General features: G+C 57.9%; 16 protein-coding genes and 1 other annotated feature. Of the genes, 2 read left to right on the top strand and 14 right to left on the bottom strand.

The genetic code is table 11. The annotated features are described in order from the left end of the window. Positions 1-125: 125 nt before the first annotated feature. The 10 genes from GGD40_RS16575 to GGD40_RS16530 all read right to left on the bottom strand — a co-directional run bounded on the left by GGD40_RS16575 (position 126) and on the right by GGD40_RS16530 (position 17,385). On the bottom strand, positions 126-2,585 hold the full coding sequence (locus GGD40_RS16575) for a tetratricopeptide repeat protein (protein WP_179744277.1): 2,460 nt from the start codon (positions 2,583-2,585) through the stop codon (positions 126-128). Between the two features lie 916 nt (positions 2,586-3,501). Beyond that, on the bottom strand, positions 3,502-5,235 hold the full coding sequence (locus tag GGD40_RS16570; protein WP_179744276.1) for an ATP-binding protein: 1,734 nt from the start codon (positions 5,233-5,235) through the stop codon (positions 3,502-3,504). Further along, the gene (locus GGD40_RS16565; protein WP_179744275.1) at positions 5,232-6,497 is read right to left on the bottom strand and encodes an SIR2 family protein; all 1,266 of its coding nucleotides are present in this window, start codon (positions 6,495-6,497) and stop codon (positions 5,232-5,234) included. The genes GGD40_RS16570 and GGD40_RS16565 overlap by 4 nt, the downstream gene beginning before the upstream one ends. Positions 6,498-6,660: 163 nt before the next feature. Beyond that, positions 6,661-7,521: a hypothetical protein gene (locus tag GGD40_RS16560; protein WP_179744274.1), complete on the bottom strand. Its 861-nt coding sequence runs from the start codon at positions 7,519-7,521 to the stop codon at positions 6,661-6,663. Further along, positions 7,521-9,176 (bottom strand): AAA family ATPase, encoded by a 1,656-nt coding sequence (locus GGD40_RS16555; protein WP_179744273.1) that lies wholly within the window; start codon positions 9,174-9,176, stop codon positions 7,521-7,523. Before GGD40_RS16555 ends, GGD40_RS16560 begins: the two co-directional genes overlap by 1 nt. A gap of 45 nt (positions 9,177-9,221) precedes the next feature. Further along, positions 9,222-10,373 (bottom strand): restriction endonuclease subunit S, encoded by a 1,152-nt coding sequence (locus tag GGD40_RS37360; RefSeq protein ID WP_179744272.1) that lies wholly within the window; start codon positions 10,371-10,373, stop codon positions 9,222-9,224. Next, complete coding sequence (locus GGD40_RS16545; RefSeq protein WP_179744271.1) at positions 10,370-11,914, bottom strand: type I restriction-modification system subunit M; 1,545 nt, start codon at positions 11,912-11,914, stop codon at positions 10,370-10,372. The genes GGD40_RS37360 and GGD40_RS16545 overlap by 4 nt, the downstream gene beginning before the upstream one ends. Before the next feature lie 13 nt (positions 11,915-11,927). Next, a complete protein-coding gene (locus GGD40_RS16540) occupies positions 11,928-15,293 on the bottom strand; it encodes a DEAD/DEAH box helicase family protein (protein WP_257030420.1) in 3,366 nt (1,121 codons plus the stop codon). Between the two features lie 764 nt (positions 15,294-16,057). Then, positions 16,058-17,029: a TniQ family protein gene (locus tag GGD40_RS16535; RefSeq protein ID WP_179744269.1), complete on the bottom strand. Its 972-nt coding sequence runs from the start codon at positions 17,027-17,029 to the stop codon at positions 16,058-16,060. After that, positions 17,029-17,385, bottom strand: coding sequence for a helix-turn-helix domain-containing protein (locus GGD40_RS16530; RefSeq protein ID WP_179744268.1), 357 nt, complete (start codon positions 17,383-17,385; stop codon positions 17,029-17,031). The genes GGD40_RS16535 and GGD40_RS16530 overlap by 1 nt, the downstream gene beginning before the upstream one ends. Before the next feature lie 41 nt (positions 17,386-17,426). Between GGD40_RS16530 and GGD40_RS16525 the strand changes: the two genes are divergently transcribed. Further along, positions 17,427-18,584, top strand: coding sequence for a TnsD family Tn7-like transposition protein (locus GGD40_RS16525; protein ID WP_179744267.1), 1,158 nt, complete (start codon positions 17,427-17,429; stop codon positions 18,582-18,584). On the opposite strand, the gene GGD40_RS16520 is transcribed toward GGD40_RS16525, so the two are convergent. Continuing rightward, positions 18,581-19,812, bottom strand: a protein-coding gene (locus tag GGD40_RS16520; RefSeq protein WP_179703322.1) for an IS3 family transposase whose coding sequence is annotated in 2 segments (ribosomal slippage) — positions 18,581-19,524 and positions 19,524-19,812 — 1,233 coding nt in all. Because the reading frame shifts where the segments join, the coding sequence is not laid out codon by codon here. The genes GGD40_RS16525 and GGD40_RS16520 overlap by 4 nt on opposite strands. After that, positions 19,418-19,534 (bottom strand) — a sequence feature (AL1L pseudoknot). Its footprint overlaps the gene before it by 117 nt. Here GGD40_RS16520 and GGD40_RS37355 point away from each other — a divergent pair. Further along, on the top strand, positions 19,706-20,251 hold the full coding sequence (locus GGD40_RS37355) for a TnsD family Tn7-like transposition protein (protein ID WP_373565290.1): 546 nt from the start codon (positions 19,706-19,708) through the stop codon (positions 20,249-20,251). The two genes, GGD40_RS16520 and GGD40_RS37355, sit on opposite strands and share 107 nt — an antisense overlap. Positions 20,252-20,261: 10 nt before the next feature. On the opposite strand, the gene GGD40_RS16510 is transcribed toward GGD40_RS37355, so the two are convergent. The 3 genes from GGD40_RS16510 to GGD40_RS16500 all read right to left on the bottom strand — a co-directional run bounded on the left by GGD40_RS16510 (position 20,262) and on the right by GGD40_RS16500 (position 24,503). After that, complete coding sequence (locus GGD40_RS16510) at positions 20,262-21,743, bottom strand: ATP-binding protein (protein WP_179744265.1); 1,482 nt, start codon at positions 21,741-21,743, stop codon at positions 20,262-20,264. Next, positions 21,740-23,194, bottom strand: a complete 1,455-nt coding sequence (locus GGD40_RS16505; RefSeq protein ID WP_179744264.1) for a hypothetical protein — start codon at positions 23,192-23,194, stop codon at positions 21,740-21,742. The genes GGD40_RS16510 and GGD40_RS16505 overlap by 4 nt, the downstream gene beginning before the upstream one ends. 808 nt (positions 23,195-24,002) lie before the next feature. After that, positions 24,003-24,503, bottom strand: a complete 501-nt coding sequence (locus GGD40_RS16500; RefSeq protein ID WP_306456581.1) for a hypothetical protein — start codon at positions 24,501-24,503, stop codon at positions 24,003-24,005. Positions 24,504-24,814: the final 311 nt, after the last annotated feature.

Below are 24,814 nucleotides of genomic sequence, written 5' to 3'. Positions count from 1 at the left end.
CGAGCCAGTCCGTTCAGTGACTGACACTCCGCAAAAGCTCCGAACGGCGACGCCGCCCTTTTTCCCCACATGCAGCGGCTAGCATCGCACGCGACCCACCCAACGCAAAAAACAGACGCCGCCCCTCAATACGGGCGATGAATCCCGACGCTCGGCAACGACCACGCCTCACCGCCGATCTCAACGTCACCCGCCCGCTCACGCTTGCTTCGCGCGAGACGGCGCGACTGATCGCACCACGCGTGCCAGACCTTGAGGTACACCGCTTCGACATGCACCGCGAAGCGCGCGCCGTCCATCAACGGCGACGCGGCGAGACGCGCCCGCAAGCCTGCGCGGATACCGCCCAAACGCGGCAGATCGCGGGCCAGCCGAACGGCAATGTCGACGAACTGCGCGTCGCTATCCGCAACCAGCTCGCGCAGTCCGAGGTTGGCCGACTGGCTCAAGCCCGCGCGCCCCACAGCCGTCTCGCCGACCCGCGTGACAACCGGCACGCCCATCCAGTACGAATCGAGACTCGTCGTATGGCCGTTATACGGAAACGTGTCGAGGCCCACGTCGATCAGGTGATACGTGCGCAAGTAGTCAGCACGCGGCCGGAACGGCGTGAAGGCGATCCGCTCCGCTGCGATGTCCTGCCGGCCGAGCCGCTCGACCAGACTCGCGCGCGCCGCCCCTTCCGGCGCCATCAGCAGCAAACGCGCATCGGCCACTTCGCGCATCACGCTGCCCCACATCGCAAAGGTCGTGTCGCTCAGCTTGCACGGATTGTTCAGGCAGCCAAACGTCGGATAACCGTTCGATAGCGCGGGCAGCGCGTTGACCTCCGGCGTATCCGTCAACGGGTCGTAACACCAGAACGAATCGGGCAGGCGGATCGAACGCTCGCTATACATCGTGTCGGCGCCGACCGGATCGAGCCAGGGGTCCGTCAGGCGATAGTCGATCGCGCCGATGCCGGTCGTCCCCGGATACGCGAGCCACGCAATCTGCACCGGCGCGGGTTTGCGCGCGAATAACAGCGGCCGGCCATCCGCCATATGCATGGTCAGATCGACCAGAATGTCGATGCGATCGTCGCGGATCGTCTGCGCGAGTTGTTCGTCGTCGAGGTTGCGCACGTCGCGCCAGACGTCGGCGTGGCTGGCCACGCGTTGCGTCAGACCGTCAGGCCGCGCGACGCTCGCGTAACAGAAAATCTCGAAGCGTTCGTGATCGTGATGCGACAGCAGCGGCAGCGTGAACAGCGTCTGGCAATGATCGCGAAAATCCGGCGATACGTAGCCGATACGCAAGCGGCGCGACGGCGTCGGGTCGTTCGAATGCGGCTGATGCGCGCTGCGAAACGGCGCTTCATGGCGCGCCGACCAGCGGCGGCATTCGTGCAGCAGCGGCTGTGAGTGTTCCGCCTGAAACGTGAGCGCGTACGCCAGATTGCTGTGCGCGACGACGTTGCAGGGGTCGCAGGTCAACGCTCGACGATAACTGTCGATGCCATCCGCGAGACGCCCTTGGTCTTTCAACACGTTGCCGAGATTGTTATGCGTGACGGAATGATGCGGCTCGACGGCCAGCGCTTCGCGCAGATGCGCTTCGGCATCGGCGAAACGGCCGAGTGTGCGCATCAGCGTCGCGGCGTTGTTAAGCGCGGCGACGAAACCTGGGCGCAGTTGAATCGCCGTGATGAACGCGTTGGCGGCTTCGACACGCGATCCGGCTTCCTGATAGACGATGCCCAGGTTGTTGTACGCGTCCGCGTGGGCGGGCGCCTGCGCTATGGCGCGTTGATAGTGGATCACCGCTTCGCGCTTCTTGCCGAGCGCGTGCAGCGCATTGGCGAGGTTATACGACGCCTCCGGGAACACGGGATCGATCTCGATCGCGCTCGTCAGCAAGTCCACCGCGCGCGCGAAATCGCCGCGCCGATGCAACGCGACGCCAAGATTCACGAGTCCGCACGGCGACTCAGGCGCGGCCTGCACCGCCGCTTCGAGCAGCACGAGCGCTTCGTCGAGACGGCCGAGCGCTTCGAGCAGCGTGCCGAGATTGGTCAGCGCGTTGGCGTCGCCGGGCTGTGCGTCGAGCGCGCGCCGGTACGCGGCTTCCGCGTGCTCCGCGTCGCCTTGTTGACGGTGACAGTTGCCGAGATTGTTGAGCGCGTCGGCGTGCGTGCCATCGAGCGCGAGTACCGACGTGTACGTGTCGATCGCGGCGGGGTAATCGGTGACGGATTGCTGCGCGGCGGCCAAGGCGAACAGCACGTCGACCGATGCCTCTTGTTCGAGCGCCAGCGCTTGCCGGTAAGCGGCAATCGCGGCCGTGAACTGTTGTGCGCCGGCAAGCACCTGGCCGCGCACGAAGTGGTAACGCGCGTTATCGGGAACCAGGCTTAACGCGCTGTCGAGCCAGCCGAGCGCGGCGTCGTACGCGCCGCATTGCATGTCGAGCACGCCGAGGCGGTACGCCCAGTTCGCGTTGCCGGGCTCGATGGCGAGCCCGCTTTCGTACAACTTGCGCGCGGGACCGAACTCGCCCGCGACGTGGTGTGCTGTCGCGAGTTCCAGAATCTGCTTGCTGTCCATCGTGCCCCCGGGCGTAACGCTTTTTCATCGATTGCGCGTCGACCCGGACGGTTGTCCGGATGGCGTCCCCGTCATGCCGTCAGCGAGACGAAACGTCGGCTGAGCGAACGGGGACGAACGCTCGGGAACGATAGCGAGCCGGCTCTTACCGATGTTTACCGGTTCGCACCGGCGGGAACATCGTGAAACAGGTTGACGGTGCGGAGAGATGAGCAGGACAGGAGCGCGGAATTCACGCGACGCGGCAGGCGGCGGGTAATCGCAAGCAAGCGGCAGCAGGCGCTGCGGACATAGCCAGCAAGGCGCGAGCCTCGCTCAACCGATGGGGTCGGAAGCGACGAATCTTTCGATGCTGAAACGCGGGGCTTTCGGCAAGAGACGCCCCATGATGCGATCGCCTGACGAAGCTTGCCCTTTGGAAGAAATACCCGGTAAACCGTAAGTAATAGTCCGTGCTGATAGTGCGTGTAGACGTTCCAAACTGAGGCGGGAATACGACGGAATGCCCACCTGCCACGTTTGCATCGGCATCCGTTCAGGGAAACAGGGAAACGACACGCTGCAAAAACAAAAAGCCCTCACAGTGGAGGGCTTTCTTTCATACCAGCGTGACCAACCTGGTTGCTCACGCTACAATGTTCCATCGCAATAAAGTCCTGAAAAACGATTCCTTTAAAATCAATTAGTTATCGGCGAACAAGGAGACCTCCGCTAAGCATAAACTTTTGACAAAGCTCAAAAAAGGCCTCAAATCATCCGCAAGGCAAACAATAAAGTGTTGACAAGTCAAGGTCTTGCCGCGACGGGTGCTCGTCATGATCGGCATATCCGTTCTCCCCGCCGAGAATCCGTAGCTGCATCGTCCGGCTTTGCGCAACGTTGAACGCCAAGCCAAATCGCCGTGTTAAACAATCATTCAGGCGCCACGACGCCACAACCTCTGGAAACTCGGTCCATCGGACTTAGGTGGTTGAGACGGCGGAATGATCTGAATGGTGACAGGAATCGGGAAATCAACGCCGACAAGCGCCACTTCTCCCTGTTTGAGGTTGGGGATAAACGCAGCAGCGGATCTGTCAATTTCGCCACATGCCCGCTCAACGACATCCCGGTCGCGGTCGTTCGTCAAACGATGGACCAGCAACGTGCCCATCTGGCTGAGGACCCCTTCTGTAATGTCTCGAGGACGTTGTGTTGCAAGACAGACGTTGAGACCATATTTCCGGCCCTCTTTCGCAATAAGCTCGAACGCATCAAGACTCATTGCGTAATCTTCAGTGCCGACTGACTTGCCAAGAAAATTATGCGCTTCATCGAGAACAACAAGGATGGGACGCTCGCGGAATTCTTCGCGTCTCGCCTTCAGAAGCAGCATGCGGCCAATCGCATTTGTAATCACTTCTCGCGCACTGAACTCGTAACCGATCGAACTAAGGCACAACCGAAAGATCGTTTTGTTTTCATCCAAAAGAAATGAAGTGAGTGCATCCGAAAGCATCAACGTATCCGGTGACGGACGAAACACGCAGGCCATCGACGGTGAGTTCACTACCCCGATGATACGGGTCAGCAGCGACGAACAGTACGACAGTTCGTTTGAAGGTGCCCCCCATGCGTCAGAGCTATTTGTTGCATCCGGGTAGCAACATTCCTGCACGATCTGGCGGTGCAAGACGGCTACGTCGAACGGCTGGTTCGGATCATCCACCAGAGCCGCGTTGTTCCCGTCGTTCAGCGCCTGGCGGTATGCGGCCTTCGGTTGATTGACTTTTCTGACAATACCGTTTGTAGCGATAGTCGGAACCAGACGGGCAAGTCGAAGGCTTTTCATTGCCTCTCGCAACTTCGGCCCCTGCGTCTTTCCCGAAGGCTGAAAGAGCGCAATCAGATCACCCTCCGAAAAATCCGTGGGCGGGATGCTCACCTCTCTGGAGCCATCTGCGGTGTTGAGCGGCGCTCCCACATGACAGTGATACATATCGTCGCCCGCAAGTGAGCGATATTCACTAGTTGCATCCAGAAGGATTATCTTCGACCTGTATCGCCGGCATTCCTCCAGAATGCGGGCAGTGGTCCAGCTCTTACCGCCGCCAGTAGATCCGAGGATCGCGCAATGTCGCCCGAACAATTTTTCTGGGGTTACCGCAATAGGAAATCCCGATTCTCCCGACACCTGCCCAAGTCTTAGGGAGACGGCAGGCGGCTCAGTATCGAGTCCCGAGTCGGTGAGATCGGGTATGCGGGCGACAAACGCAGCCGGCGCAGAAAAAACTCGATCGCCAAGTCTCGGATATGCCGCTATACCCGCCTGAATGCGCAACGTCACAGCATGCACGGAGCCCAAAAGACGGATGAAGCCGATCGCGTCGACCTGGCGTGATCCTTCGAAATCCTGCGTTATCTCTGTGCGATCGCGGTCGGGGAGAGACACTTCCGTGAGTCGCCCCAAGAGAAGACCTTGCTGCGCCTCGATCAACACCAGCTCGCCTACTTCGCCACGGCCGTAGCGATGGGAACGGATGTACTGACCGCCGACGTCCCCGGCATGGGCGAGATTGACCTTGACCGATTGAGCCTGCACGCTCGACACAACTCCAACTCGCAGTTCGGCCCGAAGCGCCCCGTTTTTCCCCAAATCGTCGTCTGTCATGTCCGCATCCCTATCCTGCGGACGGCCTCAGCAAGCTGTTCCGCCGGCGACATGGCCCGAAGCGAGGGAATTATGTCGACCAAGTCGGCGAACGACCCGCCAACGAAATGAATATCAAATCCTCGCGCGGCCAGATCTGCAAATCGTCCCCAGTAGGGACTCGACCCGTGATGCCCCTCGTTGTGGACATGTTCGATACAGCGATGGTCTGTCAGAATCAGTTTGAGGCTTGGATTGGCCTGCACCGCTGAGAAAATGGGCTCCGAGAGATGATCGTCATTGAAGCCGAAACCCGCGGTAATAAGGCAAGTGTTCGGTTGCCGTAGAAAGTCTAGGAAGCGCGAAAGAAGCTCAAGATGGGGCTGCAGGAACGCCTGCTGGTATTTCCCCTTGGCCGGATAAATCAGGCAGGCCTTGTCTGCCGTCGGGCTGGTGACTTCGAAGACTTCATTTCCATCGCGCTCCCAGCTGACAGATCCATGGAGCTTGTGAAGATGAAATACCCCTTCCACAAAGTCCTGCCGGTCCGCGTCGCGGCGCACTACGTCATAATTGAAGTGCCGTCCGTCGAATCGGCGATTGCGCGTATAGGAAAAGCCATCTATGACGGTAATCCCGAGATCCGAAGCGGCCATCTCGAAGCACATGTCGTAGTTTGTCGTGAACACTTTTAGGCGCGGATCACGTACCCTTCGCCGCGCGAGTTTCTGTAACAGATACCGGTAAGCCGAGATATCGGATCCCTCTTGGGTGAGGAATGCGCTGCACAGTTCGAGTATCTGTGCTTTCACGTCGTTGACGAACGAGCCAACGTCCGCATCGGCCGAGAACGAGAGATACGCATCACACTGGGACAGGAAGTGCTCGATGTTAGGATTCTCGCGCTCACCATAGTGGATCTTGCTACAGACCATCTCCCCTTGCGCAGTGAGCTCCTTTCCGCTGGCGTCGGTGCACATTGCACTCGTCCACAATTTCCACATGCTTGGTCCGTTTGCCGCGCCAAGCGAAGTGCCGCTTCCCGCAAAAAAACCTAAATTCGTGTACTGCAGGGCCCCGGACAGCAACTCCGTCACTGACTGCCGATTTTCCGCAATCTGGGTACGTGCAGCCTCTTCCAAGTTTTCGACTTGATGGATCACGCAATATGCGGCTTCAGAGAGGGCCCTCCACCTCGAATCGCCGGGTCGACGGTAGGCCAGTTTTCCGCTGTAATCAGAAGCGAGCGGTTCTGGAACAATTCTGTCCACCGTATCATTCATGTTGGTCCCTCTGATCCGTTATTTTTTGAGTACCTGCCTGAGCTATCGAAACGGGTTCTCTACAGACTCATGCCTATCCCACTGAAACCGCGTCAAATCATCCTCGATCCAAGCAATAAAGTATTGACAAGTGCACACAGTGGGCACGAATGCCAACGTCGCCTTAGCCAAGCCATCGCGCGATCGGGTCGTCCCCGCTGTACCTGCTCCATTGCACAGACCACACGTCAGCCTCGAGTAGACCAACCTCATCAGTCGTAAGCCCACCTTGTCCTTGGTCATCCAAACCGGTCAGAAAGTACATGCCACCGGCATCGGTAAGCACGTATCGGTTGTGCAGAGCATCCTGTGGCCTCATGAAAACCCGTACTTCAGCCCCAGGTGGTAATGCTCCTGCGAGCGCCTCTCGGAGTTTTTGCTCTATATAGGCAGCATCTGCGTTGTCTCCGCGGAAGATGTCGATTCGAACCCCTGGGCGCGTTAGCTTCACGAATTCGACTAACGGCCGACGAAATCGCGTCGTCCCTGGATCGAAATGCGGGTCCACCAGCTTCACATGCTGAGCCCGTGCAAGAAGCGGTCCACAGCAGGCTGCCATCACGACTGCTTCGCGCTGGATGTGCCACTGCCGATTAGGCCTCATTACAGGGTGCTCACCATCTAAGTCTATTGCAGCGACAAAAAATGGCCCGTCTACCTGTGCGTTAGTAATTATTCCGTCGAATGGCTCACGACGATGTTCCGCGAGAGCAGCTGCGAGCCAGTTCTCCGCGCAGCCCTCGCCCGGCCGACCGCGTGCCAGGAACGTATCGTCGGCCAGCGCCCTTAACCGTACCTCCAACCTGGACAGTTCGGCCGTCCCCTTTAGCCTTGCCTGTGCTTCTTGATAGACGAAGCGCTTCCATTTGCTCGGAAAGGCCGCGATCAGGCGCCCTTCAGCAATACCGAACTTCTCGGTGATGTAACTGAAGTCCCGATATGACGTCGCTACCGCTGCAGGCTCGACCGCAATCTCCTTGAACATTAGAACAGCTCCGCGCCGCGCTCATCGAAGAAGCCTTGCGGCCAAGGCTTGGCAAAGTCGCCGGTGCTGGTCACCGGCACCTTGTCGATCCAAACGACGCCGTTGCGCTTATTAAGGCAGTACACCCCCAACAGTTCGGGCGTCAGCTGCTGGCCCAATGTCTCACTTGTAACCTCGGCGGCCTCGCGAATGCGGCGCAGCAGACGCAAGATTAGGTGCTCGCTATGCGTCTCTATCAAGAACGACAGTTCCTGATTCATCGCCCCATCTATGAAGAGGTCGCCCAAGCCCACTTGCACGGCAGGATGGATGTGCAGTTCCGGCTGTTCGATACATACCACGCTCGCGTTGCCATCCTGCGCGGCCACGACCACGGGCAACACCTGCGAAATACCCACGCCCACGTCCTGCGGCTGGTGCGCAAGGCCCGCGGCATCCACCAGCCGTGTGCGCTTGCGGACGGGACCGACGGGCTGTGGCACTGGTTGGGCGGGGTTGAACTCCTGGACGGGTTCACGCGTCACCGCGTAGCCGGTGGCCAGCTTGTCTGCTGACTGCATCCAGTCGCTAACCCGCTCCACCAGGTCCTCGCTGCCGGTCAACAGGGTTTCCCAGGCGGCCATACCGTTAGACCAAGCGGACTCGCTCTTGGTGAGTGCGACATCGAAGCCGCGGGGCGGGATGCGGCGCAGCGGGCCGATGTATCGAAGTTCTCGCAGTTCGTTCCGCAGCAACAGAGCCGGGCCAACAGTGAGCCACGACAGAAATGCCGTGAACTCCCGGACAATATAGACATTCTCCGCACCCTTCGCGCCTGGAGCAGGGATATTGAGCACTCGATTCAGTTGAGGCAGTGCACCGCGAAAGCCGCTCAGCCATCCCCGAAGACCATCACCGGGGCGCTCCATGCCAGCCTCCTCGACGGCCAAGAAGATGTCCGGCAGAACCGACCGCAATCCTGCGGAAGTGGACGACGTCGCATTGCCTTCTACTTCCGGCTCGGAGGTCGGATCGCTGTCCCCACCCAGGTCCAACGGATCGACGAAGTCAAGTAGTTCGGCGAGCTCCGCATCGGGATCCGGGGCTTCGGCCATGAAGATCGGGTTCTCGCGGTTGAGTCGCATCCGCACGTCGCGACCGTCACCCGATGACTCGATATGGACGCACCACACTCCGTTGGTGATGACCTGGTAGCTCTGCACAATGGGCTGCTCACGCTGCTCATTCCACGCCACGCTCAGTCGCACGCTTACCGACTCAACCTTGGTCCGTACGGACTGCAGCGTGTTGTACACCCCCCAAACACCCTCGTCGCTGGTTTGCCACTCGTCGAAGGATTCAGGCACGAGTTCTGGAATCGACGTGACGCCCAGCTGCATGCCCACCTCGATTTCGATGGTCCGCTGAAGATCCCGGCCATGGACCAGATTCAGGAAGCCGCCCAAGTCCACCACCTCGCCGCCTTGGAGTGTCCTGTCGGCATTGGTGTTGTGGCGATCGAGGATCTCGCGCATGTACTGCAACGCCTGAAGTACGCTGCTCTTGCCGGCGCTATTGACGCCGAAAAGCAGGGTGATCGGGCGCAGCTCTATGCGGACTTCATCCGAGAAGCATTTGAAGTTCTTGAGGGCGAGCGATCTAATGGAGGCGGTCATCGAATGCAGAGTAGTGAAGTAAGTTTGGGTGTTTCGAGGAGCCGCTCATACGAACAGCTTGCTCTGAAGCGCCTCCAGCAAAGACGCTGGGTCAGCGTCCTCCATGTGGCCGACAACTTGTTGCACCTGACGAAACAAAGCAGCGATCTCGTTCTGCGTGTTCTCGCTAGGCCATATGAGCTTGACCTTTTCGAGCGCCCCCTTACTGACCATGCCCTTCATGGAGTTTGTAGACGACGCTTGAATTCTTGGCTTCGAGAAGAGCAGAAGGGTGTACAAGAATTCCCGCTCGATTCCGGGGCCAGGCGTGATTGCATTGATCTGCTGATTGAAAGCGATCCGGCGATCGGTCATAGCAACATTTCCAATGCAATCCGGGCTGCCGGCGATGCACGTCATCAACGTCGCCCCTTCGGCCACGATCCTTCCTACGCTGACGCCAAGTTCAGAAAGACCCTCGCGCGCTTTGGTCAAAATGTGACTCGGTGTGTTGATGTTGTCCGATTTGATCCACTCGATAGCGTCGCCGTAGTAAGCAGCCACCTCTCGAGACGGCGTGTTCCCCGTCGTTACGCTCCCAACATCGGAAATGCGTTTCTCTGGCCACGCCATCGAGTTCGAAACTGGGTCGCCACACTTCTCGAAAAAGGCCGCCCGCAGGAATTCGTCGACAAGCCGGATGGCTTCCCGGCGTTTGCGGCGTACCCCGTCTGCCTTGTCGAGGATGGTAGCGATCCGTATTTGCTCCGCCAGCGGCGGCAATGGGATTTCGAAGTCCTCGACAACAGACTTTGAGACTTCCTTGAACGTAGCTCCGTTGCCGAGTGAGGCGAGGCGGGAAGCATTCACCTTCATGCAATGGTAGAGATACTCTGAATGAACCTTCGGTCCAGGCACTAGGCTCTTGAAACCCTGATTGGTACACATCTCTACTCCGGCGATGGCCACCAATCCAATGGGCGCGCGCGAGCTCACCAACACTGCGCCGACAGGAACCAACTTGGTCGAGCAACTGCGATAGCCTTCGTGTGTGATTTTGTCGGGAGTGTCGACTAGCGTTGATGAGTCAAGGTTGGAAATGTCTTTAGGCGTTGCCCAAAATATCTCCCCACCCCAATAAGCCTCGATGGTGGTCTTCGGCGTGGCACCGGAGACGACCTCACAACAATCGCCGAGTCGAACATGAGGCCAACTCACTTAAGTAACTCCTTCAGGTCGAGCAATTCACTGGAAATCTGCGCTTGCAGTTCCTCCAGTCGAACCAGGATTTCGCGGGGATCGCCATGTGCTACAAGCGACTTCTTCACTTGCTTGTAGCGGTTAATCGAGAGTTCGTATCCGCAGCTCTGAATCTCGCCCACCGGCACTTCAAAGGACCGCGCTGTCCGCTCACTGAAGTCCCCGCTTCCCTCGCGCCACCGCGCGTACTGCGCCAGAACGTCGGGTAGATCGCCCCGCCCGTCGCCGATCTTAGCCCGCTTGTCATCCAGTGTGTAGCCGTCCGATGCCACCTCGTAGAAAAACACGCTGTCCGTCCTCCCACCCTTGGCGAAGATGATGATGGCCGCGGACACGCCCGCATAGGGCTTGAACACACCCGAGGGCAGCGAGATCACCGCCTCTAGCTGATTGTCCTCGATCAGGTGTCGGCGCAGTTGCAAATGCGCCTTGCTGGAGCCAAAGAGCACACCGTCTGGCACGATAGTGGCGCTGCGCCCCCCAACCTTCAGCATGCGCATTATCAGTGCGACAAAGAGCAATTCGGTCTTCTTGGTTTTGACGGTGCGCAGGATGTCTGGCGCTACGTCGAGCTCGTCTAGGCTTCCCTTGAAAGGAGGGTTGGCCAGCACTAGATCGAATGCATTTTTTGAACCCTCGGGGTGCCGCTCCTCGAAGCTCTGGCTCAGCGTGTCCTGATAGTGGATGTCAGGTGCGGCCACACCGTGCATTATCAGGTTCATGCTGGCGATGCGAAGCATCGTGGCATCGAAGTCGTAGCCGTGGAACATGTCGTGGTCTACGTGGTGGCGGTACCCGGCCAGCAGGTCTCCGCCGTATGTGATCTGCTCTTCGCCGTCCAACACCTCCACGTGACGACCGGCAGAACTGGTGTATTGGCGCAACAGGTAGTCGTAGGCCTCCACTAAGAAACCAGCGGTGCCGCAGGCGGGGTCGCAGATGCGATCGGTAGGCTGAGGCTGCATTAGCTCCACCATCAGACGGATGATATGGCGTGGCGTGCGGAATTGGCCATTGATGCCCGCAGTGGTGAGCTTGCTCAGCAGGTACTCGTACAGGTCGCCCTTAATATCACCGCGGTCCAGCGGCAGGGCCTGCACCGCGTTGACAGCCTTCACCAGAAGCGAGGGCTTCTGGATCATCAGTTGCGCGTCCTTCATGAATGACGCAAAGTGGCTGTCCTCGCCGGTGCTACGTGCAGCCAGCTTTCGGAAGTGTGCGAATACGTGGTCACGCACGTGGGGCAGCATTTCTTCCGCGCCATAGTGGCGCCAAGTCTCCCAGCGGCAATTCTGCTCATCGGCAATGAAGCGATGACTAGCGAAGGTTCTCTTGCTGAGTTCGGCTCGCTTCTCGTCGCGGCGCTCCATCATGTCAAGCATGCGGCTGTACATCAAGAAGGTGATCTGCTCGATCACCGTTAGCGGATTGGTAATGCCGCCGGTCCAGAATTCGGTCCAGAGGCCGTCGATGCGGCTTTTGAGCTCACCGGTAATCATGTGATTCTAGTTCTCAATTCGAGGTCGGCGGCTGAATGGGCTCGCCGAAGGTGTGGACGATTTGGACCAGTTCGTCGAGTTGGTCCTCGTTGGAGAAGACGCCGAGCAGGCCTTCCGTGTGGATTCGGGTAAAGGGCGGCCCGAACAGCGCATCCGTCGTGATGGCACCATACTGTCGGATATGGTCCTTCAGCAGTGACAGAAAACGAAGTTGATCGCTGTTCAGGTGGTATTTCTGGGCGAAACCCGTAAAGCGATCGGTAACCGCGGCATCGTCCATGCCGATGATGCTGCGCAGGATCAGGCCGAGTGGTAGGGCGGTGTCCGGGTAGAACTCCCGCAAGGTACTCAGATCGACGCTTGAATGGTGAGTGTGAATCAGGCTGTTGAGCTGATCTAAATCGGCATCGCTCACCACCTCGCCCTTGCGAATCTTCTGTAGCACAGCGCTGGTTTCGAACAAGGGTTCCAGCACTGCCTGCGCGGCGCGGCGGTAGTTCTCATAGTCCACCGTTTTGATCTTAGTGGTGCGCCAATTGGCCTCAATCTCGGCCGCGTTCTCGCGCACGTCGAGAACAGTGGGGGAAGGTGCGGGCGGGTACAACGAGCGCGCGGCCAAGTGGACGATATCACGCAATTCCAAGCGCGCCGACTCCAGATCGGTATGGCAGGGTTGCAGCCAGAAGTCATTGCTCGTGACCCGCTTCAGCGCCGCGGCTTTGGCGCGTACTGGGTTCAGATGCGGGGGCAAGCGCCTCAGCCACTCCTCTATGTCGGCACGGCAGGCGTTTTGTGCCTTGGGCGACAATAGTGCATGTCGCTGCGCCTTAAGCATCAACAGATCCCAACGCAGTGCGTCGCCCTGCCCGCGCATGTCCACAGCGTTCATCAACGGTGCAACGCGATCGAGCAGTGTCTGGCGCGTAGCGGGCGCATATTGATGCAGCAGCGTCGCGTCACGTGCCAGTTGAACATCCTTCCATGCGTCGCGCACGGCGATACTGTTGTCCGGCAACGTCTCTGCGTCGAGCTGGATCTGCACGATCAATTGATCGAACACCGAGGGCTCGTGGGCTGTTAGGGCAAGCTGCGCCAGCTCCAGCCGCGCCTCGTAGCGGCGTTGGATCAGCGACTTGGGATTATTGGGCTCGACATCGTCTGCGTGGACGTCGTGGTAATCGAAGTTACCCCAGTGATCGAAGATAAGGAACTGAACCTTGTCCTTGCCGGGCCCAAACAGATTCTTGCACAGTCGAGTCCCGCGACCGATCATCTGCCAGAACTTCACCTTAGACCTGACCGGCTTGGCGAAAACGAGGTTCAACACCTCAGGCACATCGATGCCCGTGTCCATCATGTCGACCGAGATGGCGATACGAAGCTGATCGTTCTTGCAGTTCTCGGCGCCCTTGAAGTCGTCGATCAGCTGCTCGGCGCGTGGCTCCTCGGAGTGAATGACCTGGCAAAATTTGCCAGCGAACTGCGGATACATTTCGTCGAAAAGCTCGGCCAGTAGCCGGGCGTGTTTGATGTTTCGCGCAAAGATGATGGACTTGCCGGGAAGTTGGCCGTCGGCATCTCGGATGCCATTGTCCATCAGGTTGCGCAAGATCACTCGGTTGGTGCCCTTGTTGAACACCGCGTCGTCGATGGCTGCGGCCTCGAATTCGAGCGTGTTCGGGTCGACGCCCTGGTCCTCAAGTTCGGCTATCTGCTGGTCGGTCAGGCGTGACGCCTTGATGCCTTCGCGGAGGAATAGCGTGGTATGCGCCATCACCTTGAACGGCACCAAGTTCCTTTCTCGAATCGCGTCTTCCAGCGGGTAGTTAGCAGTCGGCAATTTGTAGTCACAGCCGAAGATCTGGCAGGTACTGCGGCTGACCATTTCGATTGGAGTAGCGGTCAAGCCGATCTGCAGCGCATCGAAGTACCTGAAGATGTCACCGTAGGTATTGTAGATCGAGCGATGAGACTCGTCGGCGATGACGAGATCGAAGAAACCGACATCGAAGCTGTCTAGGTCGTTGATCAGCCCGTTGTAGATGCCAATGTAGATGCGGGCGTCGAGCTTGCTGACGTCATTGGCCATGCCGATGACGTAGATGGGCTCCTTTAGAAACTCGTTGAAAGCGTTCTTGGCCTGCTTGCGAAGTTCCCTACGATCGCACAGGAACAGCACCCGTTTGACCCACTTGGCCTCAATCAGCAGCTTTGCCAGAGCGATTGCCACGCGCGTCTTGCCGGTACCCGTGGCTTGGACGATGAGCGCCTTGCGATGGCTCGAGCTGAAGCGCTCCGTGACGCGTTTAATGCTTTCGAGCTGATAGAGCCGGTTCGCGATTGCCGGGTCGGGATGAATGCAGAGCAGATCCTTCCGCTCGCGCCGCTGGAACGCGACGCGGTACTGCAATGTGTCCTTCGAATAGAAGCCGTAAATCTTGCGTGGGGGGTAGCCCTGCTCATCGTCCCACACCCAGATCTCGTGACCGTTGGTGCAGAATATCATCGGGCGTTGCCCGTACATCTTCTCCAATCCGTCGGCGTAGTCCTTAGCCTGCTGCTGGCCGACGCGAGCATCGATCGTGGTCTTCTTTGCCTCAACGACCGCAAGCGGCTTGTTGTTATCGTCCCATAGGACGTAGTCGGCATAACCCAGACCTGTGGGTGTACCCTGGTGCTGGACTTCGACCTCCTGACCCACTTGATCGCTGCTCCTTCCTTTGACAGGGACGACCCAACCGGCCGCATGCAGATCGCGGTCGATCATCCAGCGGCGAGTGTGGTCCTCTGTAAAGCGGAGCTGTTGAGCGACTTGGTGGCTTTGTGTAACTAGGGTCTGCGTCTGGGCTTCCGTCGGCAAAGTCACCAGTCTCTCAAGCTTCGCGTGGGCGGCATCGGCGGCGCGCAACTGTTCGAGCTCTTCAAGGCTCTGCTTGAGGCGTGCCTCGACGTTCGCGTTGCGTTCTGCCAGATCTTTGACCTTGCGCTTGAGCTCGGCTTTGTTGTCGATGCCTTCGGGAGGTGCCGCCTTGTAGTCTTGAAAGTCGGCGATCTTTCCACCGAGGAAGGCGACGTGGAACCAACGCGCAAGCTGCCACGCCTCGTAGACACCACGTGCGGAGTCTGCGGAGTTGACGGACTCTCCGTGAGCCGCCTTGTTTCCCAGCTTGCGCAGGAGGTGTAACTTGTCGCGTGCGTCACGATCGACGACCACTTCGAAGCTGCCGTTTGCGAGCAGGTCCGAGAACTTGGAGTTCGGGGCCTTGGGCAGGCGAAGCCGCAAGTAGAGGAGGTCGACCAGACGTTCAGCAAAGGAGCGTAACTTTACCAAGGATCCTTCCGGATCCGAGTGTGCGTAATGCTCGGCGTAGCCGCCCATGTTGGCAAGCTCCGCTGCCAACGAACGCAGGGGTTCGAAGTTCAGGGACTTTAGATCTAGCATCCTTATCTGGCTGGCGTTTGCGCTTTACATGTACTTCTAGCCGCGAAAGCCCTGCCAACCTCCCGTGTTAGTCCTGCCGACCGGTTTCAACACCCAGTCTCTCCATCCGTTTGCTCAGCGCTTGGTGGCCGCTGAACCCCAGTTGCCTGGCTGCCGCACTCTTGCGCTCATCCGTCTGGCTCGATGCGTCAGCAAGAACCGCAGCGCGGCGCCGTCAAAAAGCGCCTGCGAATCAACGCCTTGTGTCCGCTTGCCTGTTGAAAACGGGATCTGCTTGAGGTTTCAAGTCCAGTAACGAAGAACGCACATCATCAGCCGAATCTACCCGCTTCGAGACCAGATGGCTGCCTGCCGTCAGCACCGAGTGATAGAGCTCGCGAACATTGCCGGCCCAAGCGTGCTCAAGGTCGGGTTGCTGACAAGTCGCCCGATCCAGTATTCACGTCCATGATCGTCACGACGCCGGGTCAGCACGCACGAATACCCCCGGTTCGAATATCCATATCTTGGTGACCCGAAAAACTGGCTCGCACATTATATCGGCTATTCAACTGGAGCTATGGCCGCTGCAAAGCTCCAAAAAGCTCGAATAAGCGCCGGGAATCGGCCTGCAGGATGCGTTAATGAGGGTCGATGCCTTGCGGAGAGTCCACTGGCCTGTCCCAACGAATCACGCGTCCAATTAGTCTGCCAGCGACGTTTCATCGCATTGCTGATACGTCGGCCACCCTCTGAATCTCGCGATCCAGGTACTCCCACGAGCCAAAAATGAAATCTGCGACGGCAAGCGTATGTGCATATCGCCAAAATCTCAATTGGCGCGGTCCATAGCGCCAGTTCTTTCGCACAGACCGTATACCACTTCGCAGCCAATCCTCGGAGCCTGCCCTGACCACGTTTGGCAGAAAGCCGGTTCCATAAATATCTGCCATCTCGCGGCAGACCTCTTCAGTGTTGTCACCCGTCACCTCGAGGACAGCCTGCAGCAGGCCGACCTGATCTGTGCCGCGCAAGGGCCCGTGCAGGGCCTCATGAGCGAGTCGGGCTAGGCGTCCGACCGACGTGTCATGACCGTGTACGGGTAGCGTGTTCCTGCCGCACGCGCGACATTGGCGTTGAGGCAATTCGTCCGATCCAGCTGCGTGAATCGCTCGGCGACAATACTGGCAGCGAGAAATCAGATCACAGCCGTGACGATGACACGTCGCGACACCGTCTAGCTGATGACTTCGATGCCAGTACGCGAAACCAAGCTGCTCCTGCTCTTCCGCAACGCATATCGGGCAACAGGCAAAATTGGAATGAAAAACTGTCTGGTGCCCGGCACAGATCTTGGGAGTGCCGACGCTGACGGAACTGAGGCATCCTGTGATTGCACTACGGAATTGCTCGCCATTGAAATGCCGCCCCAGCGCCGGTAACAAAGTGTGGCGACGTACCAGCTCCTCCGCGTCAGGACAAACGCTCATCGGCAGCAACGCGGCCATGTGGCTGAGTCGAGTGCACATGAGGCGCGGCAGCGTCCGTTGGTTGACGCCGAACAGCGCACTCAACGTCTCCGCGACCTTCCTTCTTCCAGACAACCTGTGAAAGCGGTAAACGATGCTATCGAGTAGCTCATCTGCCTGGGGAACTGGAAAGAAGCTAAGCGGCGAACGTCGAGTAGCGTTCATTAACGACTTTCCTTGAAATGGCGCAAGCTGAGAATTACTTGCGCGATGGCTTCGGCGTGCGCAACGGTGCCGTCCCACACGATGCGCAAAGCTTCCATGAGGATCATGTTGCGGGCCGGATCAACAGTCGCGACGCCTTGCACCTGCGATGCAAATCTGCATAACTGCGACACGTTTGCCGAAGCCCGCTTTATACGGCCAGCAAGAATACGGGATACCTGCGATTGATCGACTCCAGTCGCAGCGGCAATCTCTGACTGCGTTATCGTGCGAAGCGCCACGGCTTGACGCAAGTAGTCAAGAGCCTGCACTTCCCCGGGAGACAGTCCATTTTGCATATTTGCATAATACACCATGCAAATATCATCGTAGCTACCAAGTATCGAAGGGAGGCAAGGTGTCAAAGTCTGGCGAATTATTCGACAATGCGTTGACTGTGTTGCCGGATATGCACCGGGACGAAACGCTGTATAGCTGGTGTGCCCGGTATCATGCACTGACAGCGAATCGTTTGGCCATGGATACCGCCTTGCAACTGTTCGGCCCACCAGTTTCCGGCGTCATTCATGATTTCCCCTCACATCTCGGTTCGTTCGTCGTCCGGACAGCCGGGCGATTCGGCGACGTTTCCACGTTGGCCATGAAACACACGCTGTTGGGGTTCTACGCGCCGTTCAAGCAAGATCAGGTCGTTGCGCGTTCAATCGAGGCAATGACGGGGTCGTCTGCAGCGCGTATAAAATTCAGTTTGGGGTTGCCCTCAAGCCGAGTCTCTGCAGTTCATCCATTAAAGGCGTGCGCAGTTTGCGCTGACGAGGATCAAACACATCTAGGGCATGCCTTTTGGCACATGGAACATCAATGGCCATCCGTGTGGATCTGCCATCGACATCGTTGTTGGTTGCGGCACTCGATCGCCAAGCTCAAAGGAGTGCTCGGTCAGCAATGGCTTTTACCGAATACCGTAGCCGGTGAGCACTGGCGTGATGTCGGCCGGGCCGCCGATGCCCGTCCTGTGCTGGAGCGAATGCAGGCAATCACAAGGGGGCTCGTGGCACAGGAAGCCCTATGGCTTGACAGAAACCTGCTTCGACTCACCTATCTGGCCGGCGTAAAAAGAATGGGATTGATGCGACCTAAAGGCAACATCCGTCTGCGAGAGCTCCGCGATAGCTTCCTCTTCTGCGTCCGCGGGATCGAGACTGTTCCGGGGTTCCATTTCGTACAGGGCGTCTACGAAGAAAACGGCGGATTTCTCGGTGAACTGTTGCGCGCAGTACGCGGAGACAAACATCCGGCAAAACACATACTGCTCATGGCATTTCTTTTTAACGACTGTGACGATTTTTTACACACATACCACAGTATGTCCTTAGCTCCAGGCTCGGAACCGACGATCCGAGTAGGAAGAGCGCGTGCCAGCGATCCGCGTCGCCAGGAACTGGCATTGCTCTTGAAACCAAGTGGCCCCACCATCACTCAGGTCGCCCGCAACATAGGACTCGATCTGGATACCGTGAACCGCCCCGGGAATCGTGGAGGCTGGTTGGTTTAAGTTAATGCGGGTTCGGCGACCGGTGTTTCAAGTTGCCGATAGTAGTTTGCCTCAGCTTCAGCAGGCGGGATGTAGCCGAGGGGTGCCATCAATCGATGATGATTGAACCAGGCCACCCATTCCAGCGTTGCCAACTCGACGGACTCCCGTGTTTTCCAGTTGCGGCGATGAATCAGTTCGGCCTTGTACAAACCGTTGATTGTCTCGGCCAGTGCATTGTCGTAACTGTCGCCACGGCTACCAACCGAGGGCTCGATTTCTGCTTCGGCCAGTCGCTCGCTATAGCGAATGCTAACGTATTGCGAGCCTCTGTCGGAGTGATGTATCAACGTTCCATCGCCGCCTGGGCGCCGCGCACAAAGTGCCTGTTCAAGTGCATCCAGAACGAAGTCTGTAGTCATCGACGAACTGACGCGCCAACCGACGATCCGTCGGGCGAACACGTCGATCACGAAGGCCACGTAGAGCCAGCCCTGCCACGTCGATACATAGGTGAAATCAGAAACCCAGAGCTCGTTTGGCCGGTCCGCCCTGAACTGCCGGTTGACCCGATCCAGCGGGCGAGCGGCCGCCGCATCGGCAATCGTCGTGCGAGCACGTTTGCCTCGCATTACGCCACGCAAACCCAGTTGCTTCATCAGCCGTTCGACCGTGCAGCGAGCCACCGCGATATGCTCCCGGTTCATCTGCTTCCAGACTTTATCCGCTCCGTAGACACGCAGGTTGGCTTGCCAGACACGCTGGATCTCGGGCCGCAGGCGTTCATCGCGTATAGCGCGAGCGCAGCGGCGCGACGGATCGCGAAGCTGCGCAGCATGGCGCCGGTAGCCCGACGGGGCAATCCGCAAGACCTTGCAGATCGGCTCGACCCCGAAGGTGTCGCGATGCTGATCGATGAAGGCCTTCAGGACTTCAGGCGGCGGTCGAGCTCCGCCTGGGCGAAAAACGCGCTCGCCAGTTTCAGAATCTCGTTGGCGCGGCGCAGTTCCTTGACCTCGCGCTCCAGTGCTTTAAGACGTTCGCGTTCCGACGTGCTCACGCCCTCGCGCTCGCCACTATCGACTTCATCTCGTTTGACCCACCCCAGCAATGTCTGGCTCGTGCAGCCGATCTTCGGGGCGATGGATTCGATCGCTGCCCACTGTGACGGATACTCGCCCCGATGCTCTTGCACCATGCGCACTGCACGTTCCCGGACTTCAGCAGAAAATTTGTTCGACTTGTTCATGGCTCCATTCTCTCAAGAGTTGGAGCCTCCACCAAATCCGGGGCGGTTCACCGCGATCTATTGGGCAAAGCTGGACGGCGTGTTTTATCGTCGCCGGCCGCGGGCGATTCATCCTCAGAACATGGGATCCCTAATCGCTGGCCTGCTAGCCGGTGCCGGTCCTGATGAACTCGCGCAAACTGTTGGGGTACCCAGAAGAAGTGTGACGAACTTCATCAAGGCCCACCCCGACATCGCCGCAGCGTGGAGAACGAAGTTTGCTCTGCGTCAGCGTGACTACTATAGGGCTCGTATGCTACGGCTTATCGCGGACCATCCACATGCGACTCGATCAGAACTGCGTCGAATGAGGGGTAGCGGATACATGTGGCTCTACCGTCACGACAGGGACTGGCTCGGGGAAAATCTACCCAGCCTCTGGCTGACGCGTGCTCCGTGAACACTTTCACTCAGGCTGTTCGATCTCGCTTCGGAGTCGCATCGACGCTCGGTAGCGATGACTCGTCGTGCTGGCCCAACATCTGATCTAACGCGCCCAGGAAAAACTGTCGGGTTTGAACCGCGGCCGGATCAGCGCTAACTTTTTCCCGCGGCGCTTTCGAAGCGGGTTTCAAGGACAACTCCATCTTGCCAGCCTCAACGTATCGCTGGCTCGTTTCATGTGTTCGTGGCATGTCGGCCAGCGGAAGCGGATCGCTGTTGGACGTCCACTTATCGCGATAGTAAAGGTGATCTATATCGCTAAATTCTCGCAACCGAACCGGATCCTTCGCCACAAAAGCGTCGATCATCATTCTCTCTTGACGCTTGAGCCATCGATCGGCGTTAGCTGCCTCGACGACTATCTCGGAGCTTAGGGACCTATGACCCCGGCGCATTGCCAGCTGCTGTGCAGCGTCAAGCAAACTTATAAGAAAGGCGGGAAATCCTCCGGTGATGCGATATAACAGGTCGTACCACTCGTCCGTCAGCTTAGCGCGATTCTCGAGAAGCTGACAAGGCCACAAACCGCGAATCAAATACCTCCACTCGTCATCGCTAGCTGCCTCCGCTGGCTCAAGCCTTATTGCGTTGTCCTTCAACCGGCGCAGAAGTTGACTCGAGGTTCCATTCTTCTCTTTGAACTGGAATCCAAGCGGATTTCCTACAAGGATCAACGGAATCCCAGCGTTCGAAAGCTTCAGCATAAAATTGCGTACACGAGCCGAAGCGCTTGTGTGGCCGAAATTCAGGTACTGTACTTCCTCAAGGACAACCGCTCCGCAAAAATGCGTTTTCAGTATACGGATCGCCCGGTCGATCAAGACATCGACGTTTGGTTGCCTGCCAACATCTCCATAGCTGCTCACACCCAGTACTTCATCGATCTGGGTCAGAATCGCTACAATCAGTCCCAACAGACTATCGACCGTCCCCAAGTGGATGTAAATGAAAGGAATCTGCACGACGGAGGCAAGGTGCGTCGACAAGGCTTCATGTTTGCGTGGCGGGGGAAGCAGACTCAACGCTCGGCCAACCAGATGACTTTTACCCACACCCGTGATCCCTATGATCGCAATCGGCGCGGGGTGTCTTGGATCAAACTGCACGGAGGGAGGCGCGCCGCGTTCGTCACGGAAATACTCTGACCAGCAGTTTGGCTGCGCGGGGTCGCGGCGTAGATAGCCATTGCGAATGCTTAACAGCATTCGCCGCGTTGCTTCAATTGTCGTCGGCGTTGGTACAAAGACACTCTGCAGATAGTCCCTTAACCGGCTCGGATCACGATTGCGTTCTCGCCAAGTTCGACTATAAAACGGGTTGAAGGCCAACCTCTGCACCAACGAGGAGTCATCCAGAGGATCAGGAAATCCAATCAGCAAGGGATTCATCTCGACGGAATCGCCACCGACGCCCGGCGCCGTACTTACGATACGAATGCCCGGCTTCATGTATCGTCTCCGGAATCAAGCCACTCTTCGATCGCCTGTCTGCACTGGTCTCGCCCGGATTTCTGACGTGACATCAGTGACACAACGGTGGACGCGGCGTCATCACCTTCATGCGCGAGAATGTTGTTGCTTGCCGGGTTGAGCATCGGGGCATTGCCGGTAGATGCGAGCTCGCTCACGCGGTTCTCGCGCCGACCTCGAAGCCGGGCGCTCTTGCTCGCTGCTTTGCCTAACCTCTCGAGCGCAACCTTCTTTTCCGCTTGCGCCTTTTTCACCGTTACTTTGCGATACGCTTCTGCGTCTGCTCGCAATTGAAGACCCTCGCGCTGATCGATGTCCCTACCGACTGCTGCGAGCTCAGTCTCCGCAACTACCAAGTCGCGAAGATTCGCCAATCTGCCCAATAACGGGTCGTCGGTCACAAGATCCAGAGTCTGAAGACCATACTCCGTATCGACAAACCACACCTTCCGCAAATCGAACGGATTGTGAAAAACCGTAATCCTGAAGCTGCCGCTACGTCGTGATGTTTCAAACCATTCGCGCCTTTCGGCTATCGCCCCAACGTACCTCAATCGACTAATTACGATCGAATACCCTCCTGACTCAGCGCTGGAGTGAACAAGAAAGATACCGTTCGGCTTCACGACTGCTTCAACTTGTGGACACAAGTTGACTATCATGTGTTCGTAATCGCAGGGCGCAGAAGACACGTATCCCTTCTGCTTTGCCCACTTCCAGATACTCATGCGTGTCGGCTTGACCCCATCGCGGATCATTTCGGTCGTCAGGCGATCTTCCACCGTCGCAACGGTATTGTGGATGATGACAGCACGCAATAGCTCACCAGTGAACTCGTAAATATTGAGGCAGGCGTCGAGAGCCGGATCAGGCTCGCCGCGCTTACGCGGCCGCCCGCGAGTCGTTCCTGGCAGTTTGTGACTTGTCGCGCCGTGCATGGCACCGTGGTCTGTTTCACATAGCCCCTTAAGATCAGCTCGACCGGTTTGCACATATTCAAGTCCAGAATTGATCGCCGCAAACTTCTTGCGCGTCGAATCGTTATGGAATTCTCCCCGGTCGCATCGTACGTGCGAAAAAACAATGGCCGGAATGTCGTCGTCCGTGATCTTGATTCCATATCGAGCACCAAACTCGACCTTCGATGACGCGGCATTCAGCATTGCGAGCTGCGCTGCTTCGCCGCTCACGTTCCAGCAAACGTGTACTCCCGCAATGACGGACGTGAACTCATCGACCATCAAAATCCAGTGACACGTTCCGACGTTTTTCGAACGGTCAAATACAGATAACAGATGGAGATCGTTCGTAGCCGCGTCCGCCTGTGCTACCGCGCCGATGTGTCTAAAGCCCCTCGGAGGCGACCCGCCCAGAGGGCGATAGTTGAGGAACCATTCGCGCTGCCCCATCAGTTGACGCGATGCGGACATACCACCAGGCTGGCGTGGTCCGTGGTACCTGAACTGATGAACGGATGGCCGTTTCTCTGGCGGCAGCTGAACGGCCCGAGGAGTGCCACCGTCGTCCTCAAAGTGACTGTAGTAAAACGCAGTTATCGTTTTGTTATACGCGTCATAGACGTCGCTCCCTGGTTCTAAATATTGCCTCCATCCGAATTGAAGGCGTGCGATGTCTTTCTCCGTAAGCTTGAAGTTCGATACGACAGCCGAGTCACTCCCGATCAACAACTTCTTGCGGCCAAGCGAAAAGCCCCCACCCGCACGCGGTCTACCCCGCGCCCCGCACCGCGACGTCGCCGGTAGAACTGCCGATGGAATGGACCCAGCCGCCCAGAAGCGGTAGAGCACTTCATATATGCGATGCACACTGGCACGTCGTTCGGTTGCTCGCGGCTCGACAAGGTCGTTTAGTGAACACTGCCGCGCAAAATATCGATGAGCCTGCGCGACTATAGGCTCGATAATGGACCACCATTCCGCACGGTACTTCACCGGAAAAGACGGCTGCCCAAGTCGCTTGCTCGGGTATGCTAGCGCCAGTTGCTCGTCGCTCATTAGGGCTCGAGGATCTGCCTTCACGGTCGCCGGTTCGGCCGTGCCGTTCTGAATCGCGGTGGTCACCCGCTCTAACGGGACCCGCTTCGGACCGTTTCTTCGATGTTGATCTAACGGGATGATCAGAATTTCGCCGCACCTGTGGTCAACCCAGAGGATCCGATACAGTCCTTCGGCATCGACGGCGCCAGAGGACATTCGAAAAACTTGATTTGGTGTCAGCTCACTCACCATTGCCTCCCAAGATCTTCGCAGCCGCCTGGTACGCCCATGCGAAATCTGTCAATTTCGCAGGCTCACTCATTACGATAGGTTCGCGAATATCAATTGGGATCGTTCTGTGCCAGATGCCGTGGTGAAAAGCGGCAACGGCAGATGCCCTGTCGACTTTGAAAATGCGTTGGGCCTTGCCGATAGCATCCTCAACACTTAACCCTTCCTCAAGTAACTCTGTAAGTGCAACGCCGTATTCATCTTGTTTTTTTGGCTCAATTTGCGGTCCTACCGCGCGGACAGCCAGCTCGAGTCCCTCCCGCAACGGCCTTGAAATTTCCCCATCTGACAACAGTGTCCACGGGATCGAGAGTTCAGCCGAATAGGCCATCTCTAACGCAAGGCGCTCCCGGACTCGCTGGGGCATTTCGACGCTACGGCTTAGCATATCTTTGGGCTTCAACGCGATCGCGACAGCGCTGCACCGCCCCTGTCTGAAAGTCGTTAGCATCAGATCAGTCGTGCCGATGTAGGGTATCCGCGTTCCGCAGAAATAGCCGTGACTTATACCCAACCGACGCGCTATAGCCAGCGTCCCCGAACTGAACGGCAATCGATTTTGTGCCAATTCTGGTCGGCCGTGAAGCGGGTGTGGATGTGCAAACGGCCAAAGGGGAAACTGCTCCCGTAAATCATCTGCCCCAAGCCAGAGTAACCACATCGCCATGTGCCATTCATTGCGTGATAGGAAATGCCCGTGTCGTCCGACGGGCAATGGCCGGAATACGAGATTTCCGTTGGACGGAACACCTCGTCGGGATA

Origin of the sequence: Paraburkholderia bryophila, assembly GCF_013409255.1 — a bacterium.
Taxonomy (GTDB): Bacteria; Pseudomonadota; Gammaproteobacteria; order Burkholderiales; family Burkholderiaceae; genus Paraburkholderia.
This window is presented reverse-complemented; position numbering and strand designations above follow the sequence as displayed.

Excerpts from the sequence above, each read along its gene's own strand:
- GGD40_RS16505 (WP_179744264.1), bottom strand. The coding sequence starts at position 23,194 with ATGTCCGCATCGCGTCAACTGATGGGGCAGCGCGAATGGTTCCTCAAC.
- GGD40_RS16565 (WP_179744275.1), bottom strand. The coding sequence starts at position 6,497 with ATGAATGATACGGTGGACAGAATTGTTCCAGAACCGCTCGCTTCTGAT.
- GGD40_RS37355 (WP_373565290.1), top strand. The coding sequence starts at position 19,706 with ATGGATTCGATCGCTGCCCACTGTGACGGATACTCGCCCCGATGCTCT.
- GGD40_RS16570 (WP_179744276.1), bottom strand. The coding sequence starts at position 5,235 with ATGACAGACGACGATTTGGGGAAAAACGGGGCGCTTCGGGCCGAACTG.
- GGD40_RS16540 (WP_257030420.1), bottom strand. The coding sequence starts at position 15,293 with ATGGGCGGCTACGCCGAGCATTACGCACACTCGGATCCGGAAGGATCC.
- GGD40_RS16530 (WP_179744268.1), bottom strand. The coding sequence starts at position 17,385 with ATGGTGTATTATGCAAATATGCAAAATGGACTGTCTCCCGGGGAAGTG.
- GGD40_RS16545 (WP_179744271.1), bottom strand. The coding sequence starts at position 11,914 with ATGATTACCGGTGAGCTCAAAAGCCGCATCGACGGCCTCTGGACCGAA.
- GGD40_RS16510 (WP_179744265.1), bottom strand. The coding sequence starts at position 21,743 with ATGAAGCCGGGCATTCGTATCGTAAGTACGGCGCCGGGCGTCGGTGGC.
- GGD40_RS16555 (WP_179744273.1), bottom strand. The coding sequence starts at position 9,176 with ATGACCGCCTCCATTAGATCGCTCGCCCTCAAGAACTTCAAATGCTTC.
- GGD40_RS16535 (WP_179744269.1), bottom strand. The coding sequence starts at position 17,029 with ATGAACGCTACTCGACGTTCGCCGCTTAGCTTCTTTCCAGTTCCCCAG.
- GGD40_RS16575 (WP_179744277.1), bottom strand. The coding sequence starts at position 2,585 with ATGGACAGCAAGCAGATTCTGGAACTCGCGACAGCACACCACGTCGCG.
- GGD40_RS16500 (WP_306456581.1), bottom strand. The coding sequence starts at position 24,503 with ATGCTAACGACTTTCAGACAGGGGCGGTGCAGCGCTGTCGCGATCGCG.
- GGD40_RS16560 (WP_179744274.1), bottom strand. The coding sequence starts at position 7,521 with ATGTTCAAGGAGATTGCGGTCGAGCCTGCAGCGGTAGCGACGTCATAT.